Source organism: Maribacter sp. 1_MG-2023 (assembly GCF_030547005.1).
GTDB lineage: Bacteria > Bacteroidota > Bacteroidia > Flavobacteriales > Flavobacteriaceae > Maribacter.
The window spans coordinates 135415-158554 of the sequence record NZ_JAUOPN010000004.1 but is presented as its reverse complement, the minus strand read 5'-3'; the positions used below and the strand labels follow the sequence as shown (position 1 = coordinate 158554).

Here is a 23140-nt window from a genome sequence, read left to right as displayed (position 1 = left end):
TTTATATCAAAAAAAGAATAACTTATTCTACACCACCTTTAGTGTTGTCTTGCCACTCTTTAAGTTCGTCCCATTTACCATCAGCAGCCATTTTAGCTTGCTTTGGCCAAGAGGTAGGATCTAAATGAGCCATTCTTGAACTTGCTTCTGTTAAGATTTCTTTGATTTTTTCAGCTTCTCCTTTAGAAAGATCTGCGAAAGTAGTAATACCTGCAGCAACTAATGCTTCAGCAGCTTTTGGTCCAATACCTTCAACTTTAGTTAAATCGTCAGCTTCAGCTTTAGTAGCTTTAGCAACTACTGGTTCAGACTTAACTTCTGGCTCAGCTTTTACTTCTGGTTCAGCTTTTGCTGGAGTAGGTTCTGGCTTTTCAGCAGTAACCTTTTTCTTTGGAGCTTTATCTTTTTTCTCAGATTTACCTTCAGATGCATCGCCTTTTTCAGCCTTGCGTTCAGCAAGACCTTCAGCAACTGCATTTGTAACTTCTGTCATAATGATGTCAATTGACTTAGAAGCATCATCATTAGAAGGTATTAGGTAATCTACATCTCTAGGATCACAGTTGGTATCTACCATTGCAAAAATAGGAATGTTTAATTTTTGAGCTTCTTTTACTGCAATGTGCTCTCTCATTGTATCAACGATGAACAATGCACCTGGTAAACGAGTCATTTCAGAAATAGAACCTAAGTTTTTTTCTAATTTTGCACGTAAACGGTCAACTTGTAGTCTTTCTTTTTTAGATAATGTAAGGAAAGTACCATCTTTCTTCATACGATCAATAGAAGCCATTTTCTTAACAGCTTTACGAATTGTAACGAAGTTTGTTAACATACCACCTGGCCATCTTTCTGTGATGTAAGGCATGTTTACTGCTGCTGCTTTTTCAGCAACGATATCTTTTGCTTGTTTTTTGGTAGCTACGAAAAGTATTTTTCTACCTGATGCTGCAATCTTGCTAAGAGCCTCATTGGTCTCGTCTAATTTTGCAACTGTTTTGTAAAGGTTGATTACGTGAATTCCATTACGCTCCATGTAGATGTAAGGAGCCATGTTCGGATTCCACTTTCTTGTTAGGTGACCAAAATGTACACCTGCTTCTAATAATTGTTTTACTTCGACTCTCGCCATTTTAATTTAGTTTACGTTCTTATGAATTAGCAATGATAAAGTGGTATTTGCATGAGCAAAAGCCTTCACCATTTAGATGCTAAACTAATCTTACCTTTAATTTTAAAGTGATTAAAGGATTTTTAATTGTCCCCAAAAGGACTTTCAATGAACTTGTTAATACTCTGGATTTTCCAGTATGATAAAATATAAAAATAGGCACCCAAAAAGGGTGCCTGGTAATCTTGTAACTCGAATTAACGTTTCGAGAATTGGAATTTTTTACGTGCTTTCTTCTGACCGAATTTCTTACGTTCAACCATTCTTGGATCTCTAGTTAATAGACCTTCTGGTTTCAAGACAATTCTGTTTTCAGCATCAATCTCACACATTGCTCTAGATAAAGCAAGACGAATAGCTTCTGCTTGACCAGTGATACCACCACCGTAAACATTTACTTTTACGTCATAAGTATCTAAGCTTTCAGTTAAAGTGAAAGGTTGTTTTACTTTGTATTGAAGTGTTGCAGTTGGAAAGTATACACTTAAATCTTTGTTGTTAATAGTGATATCACCATTACCATCAGAAAGATAAACTCTCGCTACAGCGGTCTTTCTACGACCAATTTTATGAATTACTTCCATCTTATTTAATGTCTTTTAAATTAACAACAGTTGGCTTTTGAGCTTCCTGACCGTGCTCTGTACCTGCGTAAACTTTTAGGTTTCTGAAAAGCTCAGCACCTAGTCTGTTCTTAGGTAACATACCTTTGATCGCTTTTTCAAGAATACCTTCTGGATTTTTATCCAATAATTGTTTTACGGTAGTAGAACGTTGACCACCTGGGTAGCCAGTATATCTCAAGTAGGTTTTATCAGACCACTTGTTTCCTGAAAGAACAATCTTCTCTGCGTTGATAATAACAACATTATCACCACAATCTACGTGAGGGGTGAAACTTGGTTTGTGCTTTCCTCTTAACAAATAGGCGACTTTAGAAGCCATGCGTCCTAATGTTTCTCCTTCGGCATCTACCAATAACCACTCTTTGTTGACAGTTGTTCTGTTGGCCGAAACGGTCTTATAACTTAATGTATCCACTACTGCTATTTTTAACTATTATTTTAATCAATCCCTAGAAAGGGGCTGCAAATCTACAATTATTAAGTTGAATTGCAAATACTTGTTTCTTATTTTTTCACATTTTTTCAATAAATGCGAAATCTTACTACTTTGCTACTATTGAGATACTGTTAAACTTATTGATTTTATTACTATTTCTGTAACATTTACAATTCTTTAATGTCTCTTCTAATATTAAAACAATCAACCAAAAGAACTTGCAATTATGAGTAGACGCTTATTCAAGAGTATCTTATTTATTTTATTAACGACTATAGTAGTTGCTCAAAAAGATTCTGTAAAGGTACAACGGGAATATAATACCGTGCAACTTCCTATAGGTGAAGAAATCACTATTGATGGTAAATTGTCTGATAAAGCATGGAAAAATGTTATTTGGGATGATGATTTTACTGTTTTTGAGCCAAATAACGGTAAAAAAGCAAGTCAACGAACAAAATTTAAGATTGCATATGATGCTAAGTTTATTTATGTAGGTATTCGCTGTTATGATAGTATACCTAATAAAATAGAAAAACGTCTAGCTCGTAGAGATAATTTTTCTGGAGATTGGATAGAGGTGAATATTGATAGTTATAATGATAAAAGAACGGCTTTTTCATTTAACGTCTCGGCTGCGGGAGTAAAGGGTGATGAATTTATTTCTCAGAATGGTGATTTTTGGGATGCCAGCTGGAACCCAATTTGGTATACCGCTTCAAATATTGATGAAGAAGGATGGACTGCAGAAATGAAAATTCCGTTTAGTCAATTGAAGTTTGGGGCTGCCGAAGAACAAGTGTGGGGACTTCAAATACACAGAAGATATTTTAGGGGAGAAGAACGCTCTATTTGGCAACCAATTTCTTTAGAGGCACCGGGTTGGGTTAGTGAATTTGGTAGGTTGAATGGTTTAAAGAATATTGAACCGCAAAAACAATTGGAGATTCAACCGTTTTTAGTGAATCAGTTCGATAAGTATCCATCCGAAGATGGTAACCCTTTTAGAGATGGCAAAGATTATATTCTCAATGCAGGGTTAGATGCTAAAATAGGATTAACGAATGACTTGACCCTAGATTTAACGGTCAACCCAGATTTCGGTCAGGTAGATGCTGATCCAGGTGCGATTGCATTGGACGGATTTCAAATATTCTTTGAAGAACGAAGACCTTTTTTTATTGAGAACAAAAATATATTCGACTATGAGTTTGCCGATGGTAACGACAATGTTTTTTATAGTAGAAGAATAGGCAGAAGCCCGCAAGGGTATGCAGATGTTACAGATAATGAATTTGTTGATCAACCAATAAATTCTACAATACTTGGCGCGGCAAAATTTTCTGGTAAGACAAAAAACGGGTGGTCTTTAGGTTTGTTAGAAAGTGTTACCGGTAAAATGTACGCAGATATTGAAGATGTCACTGGTAATAAAAGATCAGAACTGGTTGAGCCTTTAACCAACTATATTGTGGGTAGAGTTCAAAAAGATTTCAATGAAAGAAATTCTTATTTGGGCGGAATATTCACCGCCACTAATAGAAATTTGCCCGATCATCTTGAGTTTTTAAGAAGTGGGGCATATACCGGCGGTTTAGATTTTAAACATAATTGGAAGAATAGAAATTATTATGTTGAAGGTAATATAGTAGGTAGTCATGTTACGGGTAGTGAAGAAGCAATAACACGAACACAAAATAGTATTACGCACCTTTTTCAAAGAGTAGATGCGGGTCATGTTTCTGTTGATGAGAGTAGAACATCACTTACGGGTACAGGCGGAAAGTTAGAAGTAGGTAAAGCTGGTGGTGGAAATTGGAGGTATGATGGCGGGGTCATTTGGCGCTCACCCGAATTGGAACTGAACGATATCGGATTTTTAAGGCAGGCAGATGAAATAAAACAAACAGCATCTGTAAGTAGATTGTTTATAAAACCCACTAATTTTTATCGTAAAGCCAATATAGAATTAAGTCAATATTCAACCTACGACTTTGAGGGTAATTATAATCGAATTCAATATCAATTTGAAGGTTTTATAAATTATAAAAATAATTGGTGGACAGAAGTGGGTGCAGCACATAAACCACGTATATTTTCAAATACGGTACTTCGTGGCGGACCACGGTGGCGCTGGTCAGATGAAAATTTCGCGTATTTATTCTTCGGTTCTGATAGTAGAAAGAAATTGAGTTTTACCTTGGGTTATGTAAATAGTCAAGCAGCAGAAAAGAATTTTTCGCTAGCGCGTTATGTGTTTAGATTATACTACCAACCTTTTGATGCTTTTAACCTGTCTATTTCTTCTGAATTTGAAGAGAATCCGAATAAGACGCAGTATGTTACCGAAACCAATTTTAATGGCGATGCAAGATATATTACCGGTAATATTGATCAAAAAACGTTTAGTACTTCTATCCGTTTTAATTATAGTATAAACCCGAATCTTTCTATTCAGTACTATGGCGAGCCATTTATTTCAAGAGGTACGTATACCGACTTTAATTACGTGAATAACCCTATAGCAGAAAAGCTGAATGAACGAGTAACCGTATTTTCAGATAATCAAATTTCGAAATCTACTAGTACTGATGATTATTTAATTGATGAAAATTTTGATGGTACTGTAGATTATCAAATAGAGAATCCAGATTTTTCATATGTTCAATTTAGATCCAACTTAGTGCTTAGATGGGAATATGTGCCTGGTTCAGAAATCTTTTTGGTCTGGTCACAAGGTGTTGTAGGGGCAGGGAATCCTGATGAAACTTTGGGCAGGAATTTAGATCGTCAAATACTAGGGCAGAAAAAAGATAATACCATTTTGTTAAAGGCAACGTATAGATTTATACTCTAAGTCACCGTTTTTGTTAGGTAGCTGTTTGTACAGATATGAAATAATAAGTTGATTTTTTCGTTTTTATGCTTGTACAACCAAAAAAACTAAAAAGATGTATAAGCATATTTTACTAATTGCAGGAGTAGTATTAACACTAGTATCCTGTAGTTCTGACAAAGATGAGACCCAAAATGAAGCAGAACTCAATAGTGCGGCTATTGTTGGCACTTGGGATGCTACAGAACTTGAAATTGACAATGAAACGGCAAGTGACGATGTTAAATTTGGAAAACAGATTCTAGATTTTCTTACAGAGAAAAATTGTTTTATTATTACACTCCAGTTTAATGAAGACTTAACGGCTAGTGCTTCTAACTCCGCAAATTATATTGAAGTTAACGCAACTGCTACAGGTTTAGATATTCCTTGTCCTACAGAGTCAGATGAAAGTGCAAGTACCTATACTTTTGATGGGGAAACTGTAACTACAATAGATGAAAATGGTGAGGAAGTGGCAATAGGTGTTACTATTGATGGTAATGTAATGACATTAGATGCCAGCGATCTTGATATTCCTAATTTCTCAGAAGACGGACAATTGATTTTTGTGAAGCGATAATAAAGCTAAAATTATATTTAAAGAATTGACCCTTGCACTTTGTGTAAGGGTTTTTTATTGCTTATAAAATTTAGCTTTTACATTTTGATGTTCTGATTGTATGGTAATCATGTATAAACCTTTTTCAAGATTGAAAACGGGAATGTTAAGCGAGTTTCTTTTAATGTCCCATTGGTGAAAGATAATTTGGGTTCCGTAGCTATCTCTGATGCTTATAGCTACATTGGAATCATTTTTAAGTCCTAAGACATTAATGACATTCGTTGCTGGGTTAGGAAACACTTTTATAGTACTTTCCGCATCTTGGGCAAACAACTGCGTTGCGCTAAAGATGATAAAAAGTGATATGAGAAAAAGACGTTTCATAAAATATAGCACACCTCATAGTAGAAGTACGCTATATGCTAACGTTTGTAAAATACCTTTTCGTCTTTCTTTAAATAAACTTTAACTTTCTAGAATGTGAAATAGGTTCGGCTAGTAGATGTATTGTCATTGCTATCTTTAGATACTATTTCAACAATGTATTGTTGCCCAGCTGTAATATTATAATTGGTGTTTTCATTAGTCGTATTCTCAAGAATTAATTCTAAGTTACCTGAGGTGCCGATATATACATCATAACTAACCAAATCATCATCTAAATCTTCACCTACCCAAGAAACGTTGACTGTACCATCACCATTATCTGAAACACTGATTTCTGCTGGGAACGGGGCAAAGTTTTCTGTACTGGTTCCTACAGAATAGAAATTCCAAGAATCACTAGCTAAAGTTTTTGCGCCTAAAATTGCAGTTACAGTCCATGAAAATTGGGTGCCTTTTGGCAGACCTACAGCAAGTGATGTTGTTGTTACAGTTCTTGTGTCTGTAGAATTGGTTTCTTGATTGGTAATTTCTAGTTCATAAGAGGTGGCATTTGTAGATGCAGACCATTGAAATTCTATACTTACCCCATCATTACCATTGTCTTCACCCTCTGTGCATATTAAATTGTTTTCAGGAAATTCAAGATTGAAAGCGCCCAGTTCTTTTTCTGTTTCCTCTGGAGGGTTATTGTTATTGTCATCCTTACCGTCGCATGACGCAACCAATAGTCCCATTAAAAATAATTTTATAGCTAATCTCATTTTTTTACAAATTTTAAATTGATTTCTTTATCTCCTTCCACGATGGTTAATATGTAGATACCGGGCGATAGGTTAGAAATATTCATTTCTAATGTGCCGTTACTTATCTGTCGGATCTCTTGTAATGTTCTTACTCCACTTACATTAGATACTATAATTTGAGCGCTAGTGATCATATCTAAACCTTCAACTCGTAACATGTCTGCCACTGGATTCGGAGATAAAATAGCATTACTGATAACCACATTATCATTAAAAATGCCTTGGCAAATTTTATCTGTTTCTATTGTAATTATATTAGAGCCTTTATCTAGCGGAAATGATAATTGCTGATTATCAATACTGTCAACTTCAAAGGAATATACTTTCTCATTTACTAAAACTTGGTAATTCTTGCTTCCAGAAACTACAACACTTGCTTTTTTAGCAGTGTAGTCTATAACGGTTTTACCAGAAATAAATTCTTCGGGAGTTTCAATTGTTACTGTGTAGCATTGTTCATAGGTTGGATACTCAGGTATCTTTACACATACCGTATACGAACCATAAGAAAGATCTGATCTTACTAGCCCATTTGATGCGTTAATGTTATCAAAGGTGTTATCTAGTAATATACCGGTGATTTGAACCGTGTAATTGTAATCCTCGGTGAAAGAAACAGAGATTTCGCCATTTGCCGTGTTTGGACAACTGGTACTTGTTACTTTTACTTGAATACCATCATTTGGAATATCTGGGGCTGTATTTTCAAAAATCGTGCAGCCATTCTCATCAACTGTATCTCCTGTTGGTGTATTTGGACAATCATCATTAGTATCTGCAACTCCGTCGTTATCAGTATCTGTTACAGTTGTAATTGAGCAACCATTTGCATCGACCATATCTCCAGTTGGTGTGTCAGGGCAATCATCATTAGTATCTGCAACTCCGTCATTGTCTGAATCCACTACTTCTATTATGGTGCATCCATTAGCATCGACCGTATCTCCAGTTGGAGTATTTGGGCAATCATCATCTGTATCTGCTACACCGTCATTGTCAGTGTCTGTCGTAGCAACATTTACTTTCAAGACCATATTGTCCAAAATGATTTTTCGTTGTGCCAGATTTGAAACTACTGCTACTCTTAAATCGGCAATAGCATTTGAGTCTGCTGTAAATGTTCTTGTAAGTGTTTGCCAACCAGAATCTGCTGGGTCAATTGTAAAGATTTTAAAAGTTTCAAAAAAACCGGTAGTTAATTCAAGTTCTAAAGAATTGAAAGTGCCTTCTAAAACTTTATAATCAACACTTATAATATATTCTACTCCATTGAATAATTCAATATCATTTTGAAATATAGAGGAGGCATTAGAGCCGTTATCTCCCGTAGTCAACTCTAGGCTATATTGTAGGTCGTCACTAATATCTTCATTCTTGTTCCAAGAGCTTCCTGGTATTAAGTTAATACCCCAATTTCTTAAATTAGTACCATTATTCAATGACCAATCTTCAAAACTTGGGTCCTCTAATAAATTTGAAGTGTCTACGTTAATTTCACAACCATCCTCATCTACGGCTAAAGCGGTTGAAGGTGTGTTTGGACATAAATCATTGCCATCTAAAACACCATCATTATCAGTGTCAGCTAAAGCTTCACCAAGTACACGCATGTTGTCTATTTGTATTATACCTGTTATAGATGTATTTGCTCTTATAACTAATTTAAAGATATGATCTTCATCTATATCGTTTGTGTCGAATTCAAATGAAACATTATGCCAAGCGCCATCACTATCAAATCCTACAAATTCATCAGCAATTCTAATACCGAATGGATTACCGTCTTTTGATATTTGAATTTCAGCACTTATGTTGTCACCTCTTTTTATTTTATAATCAAAGCTATATGTGTACGTGGTATTGGTGGCTAATTGTATGGTAGTCGTGTTTTGTAATTCTGTTTTAAATTGTAATGAATTATTTAAATCAATTTCTAGAGAATAATTACCATCTGTTGCTTCTGTATTTCTTATAATACTGTTAGCATTGGTTATGGTCCAGTTATCTGGTGTTAGCGGATTACCTGACCAGTCTTCAAAACTGAAGTTTTGTAGAAAATTGGTTTGTCCTGCAATTGTTATTGGGCAACCTTGAGAATCGACAATGATACCCGTTGGAGTGTTGTGGCATAAATCTTGATTATCATTTACACCATCGTTATCAGAGTCTGCGACAACAGTTAAGGTTATTGGGTTTTTTGTTAATTCAAGTTCTGTCAATATTGTATTGTTTATTAAACAATCATATTCTGCAGCATCTGTGGATTGTACATTGAATACTGTGAAAGTAGATTCAGAAGCGCCAACAATATTCACTTCGTCTTTTCGCCATTGATAGGTGTTATTGTTATCTGTTGTTTCAGTTACGGAAATCGTAAATTCCTCACCATTATTTAATTGAATATTGTCAGTGTCTCCAATATTTCTTTGATTTGAATAATAGAAGTTTACCGATGAATCTGTATTTTGAGATAATTCTATAATATCTTCAAAAACAAAGTTATTAGACCCAATGGTTAGCTTAGTTAAATTTGGAGATGTAAAATTTGGGATTTTACCTGAGAAATGATTAGAAAGTATTGAAATAGATTCTAATAATGGTAGCTCTGCTATTTCTAAAGGGATTGTACCTGTTAGCCCAGCGTTTTGAGTGTCTAAATTTTTAAGGTTAGATAATAGGCCTAATTCTGGGGGTAATGGAGCTTCGAAATTATTAAAGGATAACCCAAGAAATTCTAAATTCTCTAGTTGGGCTAATTCCGTTGGGATAGGTCCAGTGAAACTGTTGCCTCCTAAATTTAAATTAATTAAGTTGCTTAAAAGTCCTAACTCTTCAGGTATCGTTCCAGTAAACTTGTTGTTATAAATATCAATCGAAGCTAAACTGGTTAATTGTAGTAATTCTATCGGAATCTCTCCTTCCAATTGATTTTGTGGCACTCTGAAAGTACTAAGATTTTGACAGTTGACAATAGTTAAGGGGATAGTGCCCGTGAAATCATTATCATAAATGTCAAAACTCTCAAGGTCGGGTAAATTACCTATTTCATCAGGGATTGTCCCAGAAAGTTCTGCACGAAAAAACCTAATATCCTTAAGCTTTGCAAGATTCCAAAATTCAATTGGTAGTTCTCCACCTAGAGTAATATTGCTAAATCTTATACTCTCTAAGTTAGAAAGATTCGTGATTTCAAAAGGAAAATTTTCAGTTAGTTGATTCTTGTTCTCTTCATCAGAATTACTGAAATTTAAAATTTCTAACGATTTTAATTCATTTAGGTCTCCAATTTCTGGAGGTATAAAACCATTTAGCTTATTTTCCCAAATTTGAATACCTGTTACTCTGTCGTTAGCATCTAAAGTTATACCGTACCAGGTATTCATATTTGCGTTTAAATCCCATGGTCGCAACCAATTTGGACCATCGGTGGCATTGTAAAAAGCAATTAGCGCTTCGCGATCAGTTGCAGTATTACCTTGTGCGGAAAGTTGTATTGAAAACAAAAATAGGGCTGCCAATAGCAGCCTAGTGTAGTTTTTAATCATAGTAAAATATGGTTAGCAAAACACTAATATAAATATTAGCGTTTTGTTAACAGAATATTATCGTCAAAATACTATAATTGTTTCTTAATGAGCCACTAGCCAGTTATCTCCCATGCCAACTTCTACATCTAAAGGAACTGTTATTTTGTATGCGTTTTCCATCTCAGATTTAATTAGGGTTTTTAATTCCTCTAATTCTGGTTTGTAAATATCGAATACCAATTCATCATGTACTTGCAATAACATTTTGGACTTATAATTGCCTTCTTCCAATTTATTATGAATATTAATCATGGCGATTTTTATGATATCTGCAGCACTACCTTGAATGGGCGCATTTACGGCATTTCGCTCTGCAGCTCCACGAACTATGGCATTACTGCCATTGATATCTTTTAAATAGCGTCTTCTTCCTAAAACGGTAGATACATAGCCATTATCACGAGCAAAATCTACTTGTTCGCTCATGTAATTTCGCAACTTTGGGTAGGTCTTGTAGTAGGTGTCTATCAGTTCTTTTGCTTCTTTTCTTGACAAGTCCGTTTGGTTACTTAATCCGAATGCAGAGACACCATATATAATACCAAAGTTTACGGTTTTGGCATTGCTGCGTTGCTCTCTAGTTACTTTTTCTAATGGAACATTAAATACTTTTGATGCTGTAGAAGCGTGAATATCCTCTCCATTTTTGAAAGCTTCTATCATGGTGGTTTCTTCACTTAGGGCTGCAATAATACGTAGTTCTATCTGAGAATAATCTGCAGCTAACAAGGTGTAATTCTTATCACGTGGAATAAACGCTTTTCTAACTTGTCGTCCACGTTCTGTTCTAATGGGTATGTTCTGTAAGTTAGGGTTATTACTGCTTAAACGACCTGTTGCAGCAACGGTTTGCATATAATCTGTATGAACTCTGCCTGTAGATGGTTCTACTTGTTCTGGTAATGCGTCTACATACGTGCTTTTCAATTTGGCAAGACCTCTATAATCCAATACATTCTGAATGATTTCATGATCTTTAGCTAAATAGGATAACACATCTTCTGCCGTAGAGTACTGTCCTGTTTTCGTCTTTTTAGGCTTGGCTACTAATTTTAATTTATCAAAAAGTATTTCGCCTAATTGCTTGGGTGAACCAATGTTGAATTCCTCACCCGCCACTTCATATATTTTCTTTTCTAAATTGGCGATATCATTGTTTAAATCTTCTGAAAGTGAATTCAAGAATTCTTTGTCTAAGTTGATACCTTCCAATTCCATGTCTGCCAATACGCGTAATAACGGAATTTCAATATCTTGAAACAACTTTTCTGTATTCGCTTCTTTTAATTCTGGTCTAAAATGTTGCGCAAGTTGATAGGTGATGTCTGCATCTTCAACTGCATATTCCGTTTGTTTTTCTAGCGGAACATCGCGCATGCTCAATTGATTCTTTCCTTTTTTACCTATAAGTTCTGTGATGGAAACCGGAGTGTAATTTAAATACGTCTCTGCCAATACATCCATATTATGGCGCATATCTGGATTAATTAGATAGTGTGCCAACATGGTATCGAACAATGGTCCTTTTACATCTATATTATATTTATTTAAAACCTTAATGTCATACTTAAGATTCTGACCTATTTTTTCGATTGCTTCAGCTTCAAAGAATGGGCGCAATTCTTCTAAAAGCGCCAATACTTCTTCTTTATTATCTGTGAAGGGAATGTAATACCCTTTTGTAGCTTCCCAAGAAAAAGCAACACCAACTAATTCTGCTGTCAAAGGATCTAAACCTGTAGTTTCGGTATCAAAACATACAGAGGTTTGCTGCATTAAACTTTTTAAGAATAATTTCATAGCCATGCCAGGAGCAACACTTTGGTAGGAGTGTGCGACATCTGCAATGGTCTTTCTGCTAGAAAAATCTTTTACTGTTGCTCCAGAATCTGCGGGACTTCCAAATAATGAAAATTGTCCGGATCCAGCATCTTGTATTTCTTTTTTGGCTGCTGGTTTACTGGTAGTCTCTGTAGTTGCTTCTTCAACTTCCGCAGAAAATAATTTTATAAATTGATCTTTTAATCTTCTAAACTCAAGCTCTTCGAAAATTTTCTGAACTCCTTCGGCATTCGGTTCAGACATTTCATAATCACTAGCGTTAAAAGTGACATCGACATCTAAGCAAATAGTCGCTAATTTTTTAGATAGAAGTCCTAATTCTTTATTAGCTTCTACCTTTTCTTTCATCTTCCCTTTAAGCTTGTCTGTATTAGCTAAAAGACCTTCCATAGAATCGAAATCGGCAATAAACTTCTTTGCTGTCTTGTCACCAACGCCTGGCAATCCTGGGATGTTATCACTGGCGTCACCCATCATACCTAAATAATCAATAACCTGTTCTGGTCTATCAACGCCGAAACGCTTTTGAATTTCTGGAATACCCCAAATTTCAATACCGTTACCCATTCTCGCTGGGCGATACATGAATATGTTTTCAGAAACCAATTGTCCAAAATCCTTATCTGGCGTAACCATAAAAACTTTGTACTCTTCTTTTTCTGCTTGTTTAGCCAAAGTACCTATAATGTCATCTGCTTCCCATCCTTCTTTTACGACTACAGGTATATGCATCGCCTTTAATATTTCTTGAATATATGGTACCGCTATACGTATGGCATCTGGAGTTTCTGATCTGTTGGCTTTATATTCTGGGAACAACTCTGTACGCTCCGCACTTCCTCCTTTATCAAAACAAACAGCTAAATGATCTGGTTTTTCACGACGAATAACATCGAATAAAGAATTCATGAATCCCATAATCGCTGAGGTATCCATGCCTTGAGAATTTATTCTTGGGTTTTTTATAAGTGCATAGTAACCACGAAAAATTAGTGCGTATGCATCTAGCAAAAAGAGTCTTTTTTGATCTGCCATTTTGGAGTATTGATTGTAAAACGTTAAAAGTACAAATTGATACGGAAACATTAAGGGAGATTGCCCTATTGCTTCCGTATTAAATCAAGTTAAAGAGGTGTATTAACTTTTTAAATAACTATCTGAAGGATTGATCACATGACCTTCTTTAGTATAAGTTCTATATGAAAACCCTGGGTGAATACAGTAGCCGCCTGTTTCACCTTTTTTATTAATGGCGATAAAACCGATTTGAAAATCTTGCTTGTCCTTATTTTTAGCGATAATGCGTTTTACACCTTCTTCGCATGCTTCTTGTGGCGATTTGCCTTGTCGCATTAATTCAACGATTAAGAAACTACCAACGGTTCTAACCACTTCTTCACCAACACCTGTTGCTGTAGCGCCACCAACTTCATTGTCTACGAAAAGTCCCGCACCAATAATAGGTGAATCACCAACTCTGCCAGCCATTTTATATGCCATTCCGCTAGTAGTACATGCGCCTGCAATATCACCATCTGCATCAATTGCTAGCATGCCAATAGTATCATGATTTTCAATATTTATGATAGGCTTATACTGCGATGTCTTTTTCCATTCTTCCCATGCTTGTTTTGATTCTTCAGTTAATAAATCTGTCTTTTCAAAACCCTGCTCGTATGCAAACTGTTCCGCTCCTTTGCCGGCAAGCATCACATGCGGAGTTTCTTCCATGACTTTTCTAGCAACTGAAATTGGGTTGGCTATATTTTGCATGGCAAGTACAGCACCGCAATTACCATCTTTGTCCATAATACAGGCATCTAAAGTGACGTTGCCATCTCTATCTGGTCTCCCGCCATTTCCTACCGTGCTGTTGTTTAAATCATTTTCCTCTACCATAACCCCTTGGTGAACGGCATCTAGAGCAGTGCCGCCTTTTTCTAAGATTTCCCAAGCTTTGGCTGTTGCATTTCCAAAATTCCAAGTGCAAATTGTTATTGGTAGAATTGGCGCTTTGGCTGGTTCTTTTACTGCGGGTACTTCTTTGTAAGAAGATAATATCGGTGCCGAAACAATACCGGCAGCCACCGTGCTAGAATTTCTTAGAAACTTTCTTCTTTTCATGGGTTTGGTTCTTTACTTTTAGTGACCTTAAATATACCAATATGATAGTAGAAGTTTGTGCTAATTCTTTAGAATCTGCCTTGGTTGCAGAACAGGCTGGAGCAGACCGTATTGAGTTATGTTCAGAACTGGCAGTTGGCGGGTTAACTCCTTCTTACGGATTGTTGAAGGCTGTTAAAAAACAAGTATCTATTCCGGTGCATGTTTTGATCAGACCACGTAGCGGAGATTTTACTTATACGGCGGATGAATTAAATATTATGCTTACTGATATAGAATTATGTGTTAAATTAGGTTTTGATGGAATCGTATCGGGAGTTCTTTTGAATGATTTTTCTTTGGATGTTGCACAGATGCAAAAGCTGAAGACTGCGGCTGGCAATTTAAAATTCACCTTTCATAGAGCATTCGATTGGATCAAGAATCCGTCGCAAGCATTAGATCAACTTGAAGCAATGCAAGTAGATTATATATTATCATCTGGTCAACAGAAATCTGCTCCGCTAGGTATTGATTTTTTATCCGAATTAAAAAGTAAAACCAAGTCTATTCAAATTATGCCTGGGTCAGGTGTAAATGCAGATAATGTAGCCAGTTTTAAAAATAAAGGATTTAGTGCGGTTCATCTGTCTGGCACAGCTATGATTCAAAAATTAATTGAAAAGCCTGGCGTCTCTATGAATTCAGAGAGTTTTTTAAGTAATGATCATATTGCAGTTACGCAATTGGTAAATATTAAAGCGGTTGTTGCTAAGGTTAAATAAAATGCAAATGGGCACGCATACCGCTGTTATACAGATATCTTTGTAAAAATTTAATCATGATACGTTGGGTTCTTTTTATTATAGGTTATGTTGCTTTGAGTTTTTATGTGCTTCAGGCATTGAAAACCATTACCAAACAACCGTGGTGGTCTTGGGTCTATATTGCAATCTCTTTGGTTGTTATGATCAATTTTATATATCAATTCTCTATTGGTGAAGAAACAGGTCGTGTATTAAGTATACCTAAAAGTTATGCTTTCGGGTTTTTATTGACCATGTTGACTTTCAATATTATTACTATTCTGTTTTTGTTCTCTGAAGATATGTATCGTCTTATTTCTGGTCTATATCAAAAGTTATTTGGTGAGGAAAAACAATTCGGATTACCTGCTAGAAGACGATTTTTAAGTTTACTCGCTTTAGGTATAGCTGCCGTTCCTTTTGGTGCGCTATTGTATGGTATGTACAAAGGGAAATACAACTTCAAGGTCTTGAAATACGATTTAGAGTTCGATGATTTACCCGATAGTTTTGACGGCTATCAGATTACTCAAATTTCAGATATTCATAGTGGTAGTTTTGATGATAGAAAGATGATTGAATATGGTGTAAATCTAATCAATAAGCAAAAAAGTGATGTGCTGTTGTTTACTGGTGATATGGTTAATAATATGACTTCTGAAATGTTGCCTTGGGCAGATCTGTTCAGCACCCTAGAAGCCAAAGACGGTAAGTTTTCGGTATTAGGTAATCATGATTATGGAGATTACATCCCTTGGGATACAGAAAAACTAAAACATCAGAATTTAGAAGACTTAAAAACATTGCAAAAAGAAATGGGTTTTGATCTTTTGCTTAATGAGCATAGATACTTACAGAAAGGAGATGATAAGATTGCTTTGGTGGGAGTAGAGAATTGGGGTAAAGGCGGATTCAAAAAAGCAGGAGATCTCAAAAAAGCTGCTTCACAGATTAATGCCGATGATTTTAAAATATTAATGAGTCACGATCCATCGCACTGGGAAATGGAAGTGATACAAGATGACTATCATTATCATTTAACTTTAAGTGGACATACTCATGGAATGCAGTTTGGTATCGAAATACCAGGTTGGATTAAGTGGAGTCCTGTAAAATGGAGGTATCCTTATTGGGCAGGTATTTATAAAGAAATGGGTCAATTCATTAATGTAAACAGAGGTTTTGGCTTTTTAGGGTACCCGGGAAGGGTAGGAATTTGGCCAGAAATCACTGTAATAACCTTAAAGAAAAAGGCGTTAACATGATTTTAACCCTTTTGCAGTGTTACAATTGGGATGCTAAGACTAGTGTTTTAACAATTTTTATTACATTTGGCTAACTAAGAAAAGCATTTTATATGTCCAAATTTGGTGAGCTAATAGATTTAAAGGTACCCGTTCTTCTTGATTTTTATGCAGAGTGGAACGAACAGTCGACTGCAATGCATGCTGTATTAAGAGATGTGGCTGCTGCTTTAGGTGATAGAGGTAAGGTTATAAAGATTGATGTAGATAAGAATAAAGAGCTTTCTCAAGCGCTACGAGTTAAAGGTCTACCTACACTTATGATTTATAAAAAAGGTGAAATGGTATGGCGCCAGAGTGGCGAGCAAGATGCTAATACACTTATTGGTATTCTAAAAGAATACGTTTAAACTATCATAATTTTAAAATAAAAAAGCTTTGAGTGTAAACTCAAAGCTTTTTTATTGTGTCCTATTTTCAACAGTATCTTTTATTCTATAATTTCGGTTTTAGTATTGTCTGGTAGAATAGTATCAGATACTGGTACTGTATCCATCATATCTGGATCAGATTGTAGCATTTCTTCGCGCATGTCCATATCATCTTCATCTTTATAAAAGTGTTGGAATTTGTCGATATACTCGTTGAATATCAATGTTTCTTTCTCGGCAATATCTTCGTTATCATTAGTAATAATGATATCTATATTACGTCTGTATGCTTCCATATCTGCGATGATATCATCAATATTGCTGTATTGCTCGTCTAAACTTGTAGAAGCATAATACTCCAGTCTTTCTTGGTACTTCTTTTTTAGTTTTTCGAAGAGTGCACGTGCTTTGTCGCCTTCGCCAACTTTATAGTAGCCGTCTATAAAAGGTTCTACTAAAGTGTAATATCCAAATTTATCAACTGGCATATTGGTCAAAGATATTTCGATAATATCTTTAGCCCTGTCCATTTTGTTTTCTTTGATCAACGCTTCTGTCAAACGAGCCAAGTTTCCTCTAAAAGAAACACTTTGAATACGTGTTTGGGTGTCATGGTAAATATCACCACCTGCATTACCCCAATCCCATCCGGTAACAATATCATACATTAAATCAGTATCGATACGACCAAGTTCAAATGCGTTAGGTCTTTCTGTATGAATAGGTACTAGTTTATACGCTAAGCCATCTAGTTGAAGGTAATCTTTCATCCAAAGGTATTCAGCATCGTCAAAACTACCTCCAGAGAAGTATAAAGGACGTTTCCAGTCATTGTTTGCTAATATGTCAAGCATCATCATGCTTTTCTTTGTTATTGCTCCCGGTAGGTCAATATCAATGTAGTCTACAATAAGGTCGGCATCTTTTTCTTTAACCAAGCCACTGCTCAATACATTTTGTTTGTTTACAGGAACCCTAATTTTATTGGTAGGGTAGTAGACCATATTTTGAGTATCTTCAGGATACTGACTTAGGTCTGCTCCATTTTGCTCAAATAAATACTTAAGTTTTGTTCTAGGTTTATCGCTGTCAATCCAATTAATGAAATCTTTAATTGGCCATCTGTTTTCTGTAATAGGTTGGTGGTATAATACATCTCTTGATCCCCATCTATATTTCTCATGAGTAATTTGAGAAGGTATCGGTGCACTTTCATATGCAGCAACCTTCATTTGGTCTACATACCAATCTGTTTCAAAAAGACTAGTACAGACAATACGAACGTCTGTTCTGTAATTTTCAATTTCTTGAGCATACCAAATAGGGAAAGTGTCGTTGTCTCCGATAGTGAATAATATAGCGCCAACACCTTCTTGACATGAGTCTAAATATGACTTTGCAGATGAATTTGCAGTAAATCTACCAGATCTATCATGGTCATCCCAATTCTGTACAGCCATTACTGTTGGTACGGCAAGTAAGGTAACTACAACTACTACTGGTGCTAATATTTTAGGTGTAATCCAATCTTTAAAGCTGTCATAAAGCCCGTATACTCCTAAACCTATCCAAAGGGCAAAAACATAGAATGATCCAACTAATGAATAATCACGTTCACGAGGTTGAAAAATACCTGGGTTGGTGTAAAATTGAATAGCCAAACCTGTAAACAGGAAGAATATCAGCAATACCCAAAATTGCTTTTTGTCTTTTGAGACCTGAAAAACAATACCAATAATCCCTAAAATTAAGGGCAAAAAGAAATATGTATTTCTGCCTGGGTTGTTTTGTATATCGCTTGGTAAGTTGTCTTGACTGCCTAATCTCATGCTGTCAATTGCATTTATACCACTTAGCCAGTTCCCATTTTCATTGTATCTACCTTGAACATCATTCTGCTTTCCAACAAAATTCCACATGAAGTAACGTAAGTACATATAGTTGAACTGAAACTCAAACATGTATTTTACATTGTCCCACACGGTTGGTGGTTGTACTTCTATGTACTCATCAAAACGCTTTAAAAAGCTAATATATTGGTCAGCACCAATCTCGCCATTTGCAAAACCTATTTTAACTTGTTCTGCGGCTTGTCTTAATTCTTGATTTGGTTTCGTAATTCTGAAATCTAATGCTCCAAAATAACGCATGTAGTTTTCTGCATTTTGTGAGCTCCACATTCTAGGTAGTAAACCTTGATGTTTTGGATTAGGACCTTGAACTGCATCGACATATTTGTTTACAATAATATATTTGCCAAGCGCATAATCTTTTTCATATTTAGGTTTGCCGTCTTGGTCTTCACCTGCAGGCGCAAACATGTCGGAATAATAGGTACCGTAAACTGGACTATCAACACCTGGGTATTGCTCTCTATTGTAATACGCTAAAAGTGCTCGCGCATCTTCTGGATTGTTCTCGTTGATAACAACCTTGGCATTTGCTCTAATTGGTAACATTAACCAAGATGAAAAGCCTAAGAATAAAAACATCATACAAAGAACAATGGTGTTTCCTGTTCTGTAATTGTTTTTTCTTGTATAGCTTAATGCGAAGTAAAAAGCGGCTATGAATAGTAGCCCTATAATAATAGATCCAGAGTTAAATGGTAACCCTATGCTATTAATAAAGAACACTTCTCCCCAACCAAAAAGTTGAAGAATATAGGTAAGTGAAAATTTATATACCAGCATTAAAATGGCAATAACAATAATGTTTGCCAGTAAAAAGTTTTTTACAGTAGTCTCTTTGTAAGTTTTAAAATAATAAAGTAGCCCAATTGATGGTATTGCCAAAAAGCCCATAAATTGTATACCGAAAGTAAGACCTACAACGAAAGAGATTAATACGATCCATTTATTTCCTCTAGGATCATCTAAATTGTCGACCCATTTTAAGCCCATCCAAAGTAATAAAGCCATTATAAAACTTGCCATGGCGTATACTTCAGTTTCTACGGCATTAAACCAAAAACTATCAGAGTAAGTAAATGTTAGGGATCCAACTAAAGCGCTGCCAAATACTGCAATTGCTTTACTATTGGTAAATGGACCATCTTTATCAATCAGTTTTCTGGTGATATTCGTAATTGTCCAGAACATGAATAAAATGGTGAAAGCACTTGAAACACCAGATACGAGGTTGACCATCATAGCAACTTGGCTAGGTTCTAAAGCGAACATAGCAAAGAATGCGCCTATCATTTGTAGTAATGGTGCGCCTGGTGGGTGACCCACTTGAAGCTTGGCGGCTGTTGCTATATACTCTCCCGCATCCCAGAAACTATTGGTGGGTTCTACGGTAATGTAGTATGTAATAAGTGCTATGAAAAATACGGACCATCCTAATATAGTGTCCCACTTGTGGTAGTTCTTTGAAAACATGAAGCTTGGGTTAAACCTAAGTGGCGAATTTACTAATTAATATAGAAAGGAATGAACTATTTTTATAAACCTTTAACATAGGTAAAGTAGATTTTTTTCATTTTTACTTTAAAAAATGTTTGGTGAAACAAAACTTTGTTTTAAATTTGCAGCCTCTTAAAAAGGTATTGGCCCATGGTGTAATGGTAACACTTCGGTTTTTGGTACCGTCATTCAAGGTTCGAATCCTTGTGGGCCAACTAAGAGAGCAAATATAATCCCGATGTCATTTGATATCGGGATTTTTGTTTTTTATGATTTATATCATTTTATTTTGATTTGAACTGTAAGACCTTCGCTATTCATTCATATTTAAAAGCTGAATATGTAGAAATGATGAACTGTATGTAAGTATTTTTGTACATTTAGTCCGATAACGTTACAAATTTATCGGAAAAGAAACCATTTCGATCGTGTTATTATATACTTTGGTACCCTAAAGAACTTAACCCTATGAAACTCTCTCCAAAAGTTTTAAAGATATTATTGATTGTTGTTTTACTTGGATTTGGAATTGGATTCTATATGCAAGACGTAAAACATGAAGAAAGTACGGCTCATGCTTGGAAGGCGAATCGCTATAATTTAGATCGCTTTAACAAGATTATGGAGTACAATAACAAAATGAACTCATCTAACTGGAGAGTATTAAAAGATAGTATAGATCAGCAGTTAGATACCCTTATGATACTTCGTTTTCGTAAAGAAGTAGATAGTTTGGATGATGCTGAACCACAAGCATACAGCGATCAGGTAGAAGTGCATGCTTCATTTATGCCTCAATAACTCTTTCAATTTTGTATTATAATTAGTACTGCTTTGTAATCCCTTTTAGATAGTATCCTCAGGGTTTATTTGTTCAGAGGTGTCATTTTTAGGTTCGATCAGTTCTTTGTTTTCCGACTGTCTAATTGCATCTTCAGCTAAATTCCTTTCTGCAATCTCTTCGTCAATTTCGTCTAGTATAGTGCCCATTTTTCGTTTATCGCGAATCATGGCCCATGTCATTACTAAACTGGTAGCAATTATTACGAACAGTAGAATGCCAGATTCGAAACCTTCAATTTGTGCTTCCATTGGTATTGCGTAGAATAATAATACCGTAATCAATCCCCTTGGGGCGATAAATAATTGCGGAAGCATATCCTTGCCAACAAAAACAATAAGCACTAAAAAGCGTATGATATAAATCGATGCTATAATCAGTAAACTGACAATGGCTACGTTAACGCTTAGCAGTGATGATAATACAATGGTGATACCAAATATTACAAAGAAAAAAGTACGGACTACGAATGCTGTTTCTAGAGTAACAATATGAAGTTCATGGTAAATTTGTTGCATTCGTTCATTTTCTAGAAAAATCTTTGTTTTCCCTGGAAAGAACAGATTTACATTCTTAACAATTAGACCAAAAACAAGTATAATGATCAAAGAAGATAGATGCATTTTTTTTCCAATTGCATAAAGAAGTAGTAGAACAGAAATAAGTAAGAATAGTTTGGCTTGGCTTTTAATACGTTGAAAGACTAATATTATGGCGTAGCTAGCGACCAAAGCAATAACTATAGTAACAACCAGATTTATTCCAAAACCCACAGCCCCTGTATCTTCTGCAGGGTTTAGTTTTCCTGTTAAAAAGTAAAACATCATGATACCCATGATATCAGAAAAGGTGCTTTCATAAATATGGAATTCTTTTTTCTCTTCGCTCAATCCGCCTACGCTAGGTATAATGATAGCGCTAGATAATATGGATAATGGTGTAGCGTATAGCCATGCAGATTGCATGGTCATATTAGGTATAAATTGATTTAGAATTAAAGCGGCGACATAAGCAGATCCTACTAAACCAATTAGCGCGATTGCCATAGATTTTAAAATTGGCCATAACTTTTCTTTCTTTAATTCTAATTCTAAAGCTGCCTCTAAAACAATCATTATTAGGCCTACTGTTCCAAGAATTTCTAACGAACCTTTGAAATCTGGTATTTCTGGTATAAAAAATTCAAGTCCTATTTTGATGAGAATACCCAAGACAATAAGCATGAGTACAGCCGGTATATTGGTTTTTTTAGAGATGCCGTTAAAAAAGAATGATAATACTACAATTAAGGATGCACCTATAATTAGGTTGTAAGATGAAAGAATTTCCATTAGTGTTATTTTGGTTGGTGTTAGGCTAAAAATAAGATAATTTCTAAAAGCGCATATTTTTTGTTGTACTTATTATTTATTTTGATTGTTTTCATAGTGAATGAATTAGGTGTAAATAGACTATTGTAGGAAAATAAATTTATTGTATATTTGCAAAGCTGAAAGGATATAAAAGTATTCATGAGGGGACAATTAGTCCCCTCTTTTATTACTTATTATTTATGCTAAAGGAAAAAGTAAAAGAATTATTGGAACAAGGTCTTCAAGAAGATCCCTCCCTGTTTTTAATCGATTTCACTATGGGTGCTGATAATAGCATTCATGTGGTAATAGACGGTGACCATGGAGTTACGGTTAATGATTGTATAAAAATAAGTAGGGCTATTGAAAATGATTTAGATCGTGAAGAACACGATTTTTCCCTTGAAGTTGCCTCTGCAGGTGCAGCGGCTCCTTTGGTTATGCCTCGTCAATATGTGAAGAATATTGGCAGAAAACTTGAAGTTCGTACTAACGACGATAAGTTTGAAGGAAATTTAACCGCTGTAAATGATGATTCTATTGTTTTGGAGTGGAAAGCTAGAGAGCCTAAGCTGATAGGTAAAGGAAAAGTGACCGTTCAGAAAAAAGAAGAAGTAAATTTTTCAGATATTATTAAAGCAAAAGTTGTATTAAAATTTTAATT

Annotated in this window: 17 protein-coding genes and 1 tRNA gene; 8 read left to right on the top strand and 10 right to left on the bottom strand. The window is 35.3% G+C overall.

The features are described from left to right. Window positions 1-22 precede the first annotated feature (22 nt). The 3 genes from rpsB to rplM all read right to left on the bottom strand — a co-directional run bounded on the left by rpsB (window position 23) and on the right by rplM (window position 2212). The gene (rpsB, locus tag Q4500_RS06730) at window positions 23-1132 is read right to left on the bottom strand and encodes a 30S ribosomal protein S2 (protein ID WP_303598935.1); all 1110 of its coding nucleotides are present in this window, start codon (window positions 1130-1132) and stop codon (window positions 23-25) included. 236 nt (window positions 1133-1368) lie between these two features. Beyond that, window positions 1369-1755 (bottom strand): 30S ribosomal protein S9, encoded by a 387-nt coding sequence (gene rpsI, locus Q4500_RS06725; protein WP_073242318.1) that lies wholly within the window; start codon window positions 1753-1755, stop codon window positions 1369-1371. Between the two features lies 1 nt (window position 1756). Then, window positions 1757-2212 carry a 50S ribosomal protein L13 gene (gene rplM / locus Q4500_RS06720; protein ID WP_073242320.1) on the bottom strand — a complete coding sequence of 152 codons (456 nt, stop codon included), beginning with the start codon at window positions 2210-2212 and terminating at the stop codon, window positions 1757-1759. 247 nt (window positions 2213-2459) lie between these two features. Here rplM and Q4500_RS06715 point away from each other — a divergent pair, with 247 nt between their 5' ends. Both Q4500_RS06715 and Q4500_RS06710 read left to right on the top strand, forming a co-directional pair. After that, window positions 2460-5090, top strand: coding sequence for a DUF5916 domain-containing protein (locus Q4500_RS06715; protein WP_303598934.1), 2631 nt, complete (start codon window positions 2460-2462; stop codon window positions 5088-5090). Between the two features lie 94 nt (window positions 5091-5184). Then, window positions 5185-5691 carry a lipocalin family protein gene (locus Q4500_RS06710; RefSeq protein WP_299797460.1) on the top strand — a complete coding sequence of 169 codons (507 nt, stop codon included), beginning with the start codon at window positions 5185-5187 and terminating at the stop codon, window positions 5689-5691. Between the two features lie 54 nt (window positions 5692-5745). Here Q4500_RS06710 and Q4500_RS06705 read toward each other — a convergent pair whose 3' ends face one another. The 5 genes from Q4500_RS06705 to Q4500_RS06685 form a co-directional block, all read right to left on the bottom strand. Then, window positions 5746-6057 carry a T9SS type A sorting domain-containing protein gene (locus Q4500_RS06705; RefSeq protein WP_303598933.1) on the bottom strand — a complete coding sequence of 104 codons (312 nt, stop codon included), beginning with the start codon at window positions 6055-6057 and terminating at the stop codon, window positions 5746-5748. A gap of 89 nt (window positions 6058-6146) precedes the next feature. Beyond that, window positions 6147-6821, bottom strand: coding sequence for a hypothetical protein (locus Q4500_RS06700; protein WP_303598932.1), 675 nt, complete (start codon window positions 6819-6821; stop codon window positions 6147-6149). Beyond that, on the bottom strand, window positions 6818-10408 hold the full coding sequence (locus Q4500_RS06695; RefSeq protein WP_303598931.1) for a carbohydrate binding domain-containing protein: 3591 nt from the start codon (window positions 10406-10408) through the stop codon (window positions 6818-6820). The genes Q4500_RS06700 and Q4500_RS06695 overlap by 4 nt, the downstream gene beginning before the upstream one ends. Window positions 10409-10492: 84 nt before the next feature. Next, window positions 10493-13327: a DNA polymerase I gene (gene polA / locus Q4500_RS06690; protein WP_303598930.1), complete on the bottom strand. Its 2835-nt coding sequence runs from the start codon at window positions 13325-13327 to the stop codon at window positions 10493-10495. Between the two features lie 102 nt (window positions 13328-13429). Then, the gene (locus tag Q4500_RS06685; RefSeq protein WP_303598929.1) at window positions 13430-14416 is read right to left on the bottom strand and encodes an isoaspartyl peptidase/L-asparaginase family protein; all 987 of its coding nucleotides are present in this window, start codon (window positions 14414-14416) and stop codon (window positions 13430-13432) included. Between the two features lie 41 nt (window positions 14417-14457). Between Q4500_RS06685 and Q4500_RS06680 the strand changes: the two genes are divergently transcribed. The 3 genes from Q4500_RS06680 to Q4500_RS06670 all read left to right on the top strand — a co-directional run bounded on the left by Q4500_RS06680 (window position 14458) and on the right by Q4500_RS06670 (window position 16855). Then, complete coding sequence (locus Q4500_RS06680; protein WP_303598928.1) at window positions 14458-15180, top strand: copper homeostasis protein CutC; 723 nt, start codon at window positions 14458-14460, stop codon at window positions 15178-15180. A gap of 56 nt (window positions 15181-15236) precedes the next feature. Next, window positions 15237-16466, top strand: coding sequence for a metallophosphoesterase (locus Q4500_RS06675; RefSeq protein WP_303598927.1), 1230 nt, complete (start codon window positions 15237-15239; stop codon window positions 16464-16466). 92 nt (window positions 16467-16558) lie between these two features. Next, window positions 16559-16855, top strand: coding sequence for a co-chaperone YbbN (locus Q4500_RS06670; protein WP_303598926.1), 297 nt, complete (start codon window positions 16559-16561; stop codon window positions 16853-16855). An 80-nt stretch (window positions 16856-16935) separates the two neighbouring features. Here the strand turns inward: Q4500_RS06670 and Q4500_RS06665 are convergent, their stop codons facing one another. Continuing rightward, complete coding sequence (locus tag Q4500_RS06665) at window positions 16936-20259, bottom strand: DUF2723 domain-containing protein (protein WP_303598925.1); 3324 nt, start codon at window positions 20257-20259, stop codon at window positions 16936-16938. A gap of 168 nt (window positions 20260-20427) precedes the next feature. Here Q4500_RS06665 and Q4500_RS06660 point away from each other — a divergent pair. Together Q4500_RS06660 and Q4500_RS06655 are read left to right on the top strand one after the other, a co-directional pair. Then, window positions 20428-20498 (top strand) — tRNA-Gln (locus tag Q4500_RS06660). 253 nt (window positions 20499-20751) lie between these two features. Next, a complete protein-coding gene (locus Q4500_RS06655) occupies window positions 20752-21084 on the top strand; it encodes a hypothetical protein (RefSeq protein WP_073242340.1) in 333 nt (110 codons plus the stop codon). A gap of 45 nt (window positions 21085-21129) precedes the next feature. Here Q4500_RS06655 and Q4500_RS06650 read toward each other — a convergent pair whose 3' ends face one another. After that, window positions 21130-22455 (bottom strand): cation:proton antiporter, encoded by a 1326-nt coding sequence (locus Q4500_RS06650; protein WP_303598924.1) that lies wholly within the window; start codon window positions 22453-22455, stop codon window positions 21130-21132. A gap of 221 nt (window positions 22456-22676) precedes the next feature. Between Q4500_RS06650 and rimP the strand changes: the two genes are divergently transcribed. Then, the gene (rimP, locus tag Q4500_RS06645) at window positions 22677-23138 is read left to right on the top strand and encodes a ribosome assembly cofactor RimP (protein ID WP_303598923.1); all 462 of its coding nucleotides are present in this window, start codon (window positions 22677-22679) and stop codon (window positions 23136-23138) included. Window positions 23139-23140 lie beyond the last annotated feature (2 nt).

Bases quoted from the DNA above. Each gene is read 5' to 3' on its own strand.
- rpsB (WP_303598935.1), bottom strand. From the start codon at position 1,132: ATGGCGAGAGTCGAAGTAAAACAATTATTAGAAGCAGGTGTACATTTT.
- rpsI (WP_073242318.1), bottom strand. From the start codon at position 1,755: ATGGAAGTAATTCATAAAATTGGTCGTAGAAAGACCGCTGTAGCGAGA.
- Q4500_RS06715 (WP_303598934.1), top strand. From the start codon at position 2,460: ATGAGTAGACGCTTATTCAAGAGTATCTTATTTATTTTATTAACGACT.
- Q4500_RS06710 (WP_299797460.1), top strand. From the start codon at position 5,185: ATGTATAAGCATATTTTACTAATTGCAGGAGTAGTATTAACACTAGTA.
- Q4500_RS06705 (WP_303598933.1), bottom strand. From the start codon at position 6,057: ATGAAACGTCTTTTTCTCATATCACTTTTTATCATCTTTAGCGCAACG.
- Q4500_RS06700 (WP_303598932.1), bottom strand. From the start codon at position 6,821: ATGAGATTAGCTATAAAATTATTTTTAATGGGACTATTGGTTGCGTCA.
- Q4500_RS06695 (WP_303598931.1), bottom strand. From the start codon at position 10,408: ATGATTAAAAACTACACTAGGCTGCTATTGGCAGCCCTATTTTTGTTT.
- polA (WP_303598930.1), bottom strand. From the start codon at position 13,327: ATGGCAGATCAAAAAAGACTCTTTTTGCTAGATGCATACGCACTAATT.
- Q4500_RS06685 (WP_303598929.1), bottom strand. From the start codon at position 14,416: ATGAAAAGAAGAAAGTTTCTAAGAAATTCTAGCACGGTGGCTGCCGGT.
- Q4500_RS06680 (WP_303598928.1), top strand. From the start codon at position 14,458: ATGATAGTAGAAGTTTGTGCTAATTCTTTAGAATCTGCCTTGGTTGCA.
- Q4500_RS06675 (WP_303598927.1), top strand. From the start codon at position 15,237: ATGATACGTTGGGTTCTTTTTATTATAGGTTATGTTGCTTTGAGTTTT.
- Q4500_RS06670 (WP_303598926.1), top strand. From the start codon at position 16,559: ATGTCCAAATTTGGTGAGCTAATAGATTTAAAGGTACCCGTTCTTCTT.
- Q4500_RS06665 (WP_303598925.1), bottom strand. From the start codon at position 20,259: ATGTTTTCAAAGAACTACCACAAGTGGGACACTATATTAGGATGGTCC.
- Q4500_RS06655 (WP_073242340.1), top strand. From the start codon at position 20,752: ATGAAACTCTCTCCAAAAGTTTTAAAGATATTATTGATTGTTGTTTTA.
- Q4500_RS06650 (WP_303598924.1), bottom strand. From the start codon at position 22,455: ATGGAAATTCTTTCATCTTACAACCTAATTATAGGTGCATCCTTAATT.
- rimP (WP_303598923.1), top strand. From the start codon at position 22,677: ATGCTAAAGGAAAAAGTAAAAGAATTATTGGAACAAGGTCTTCAAGAA.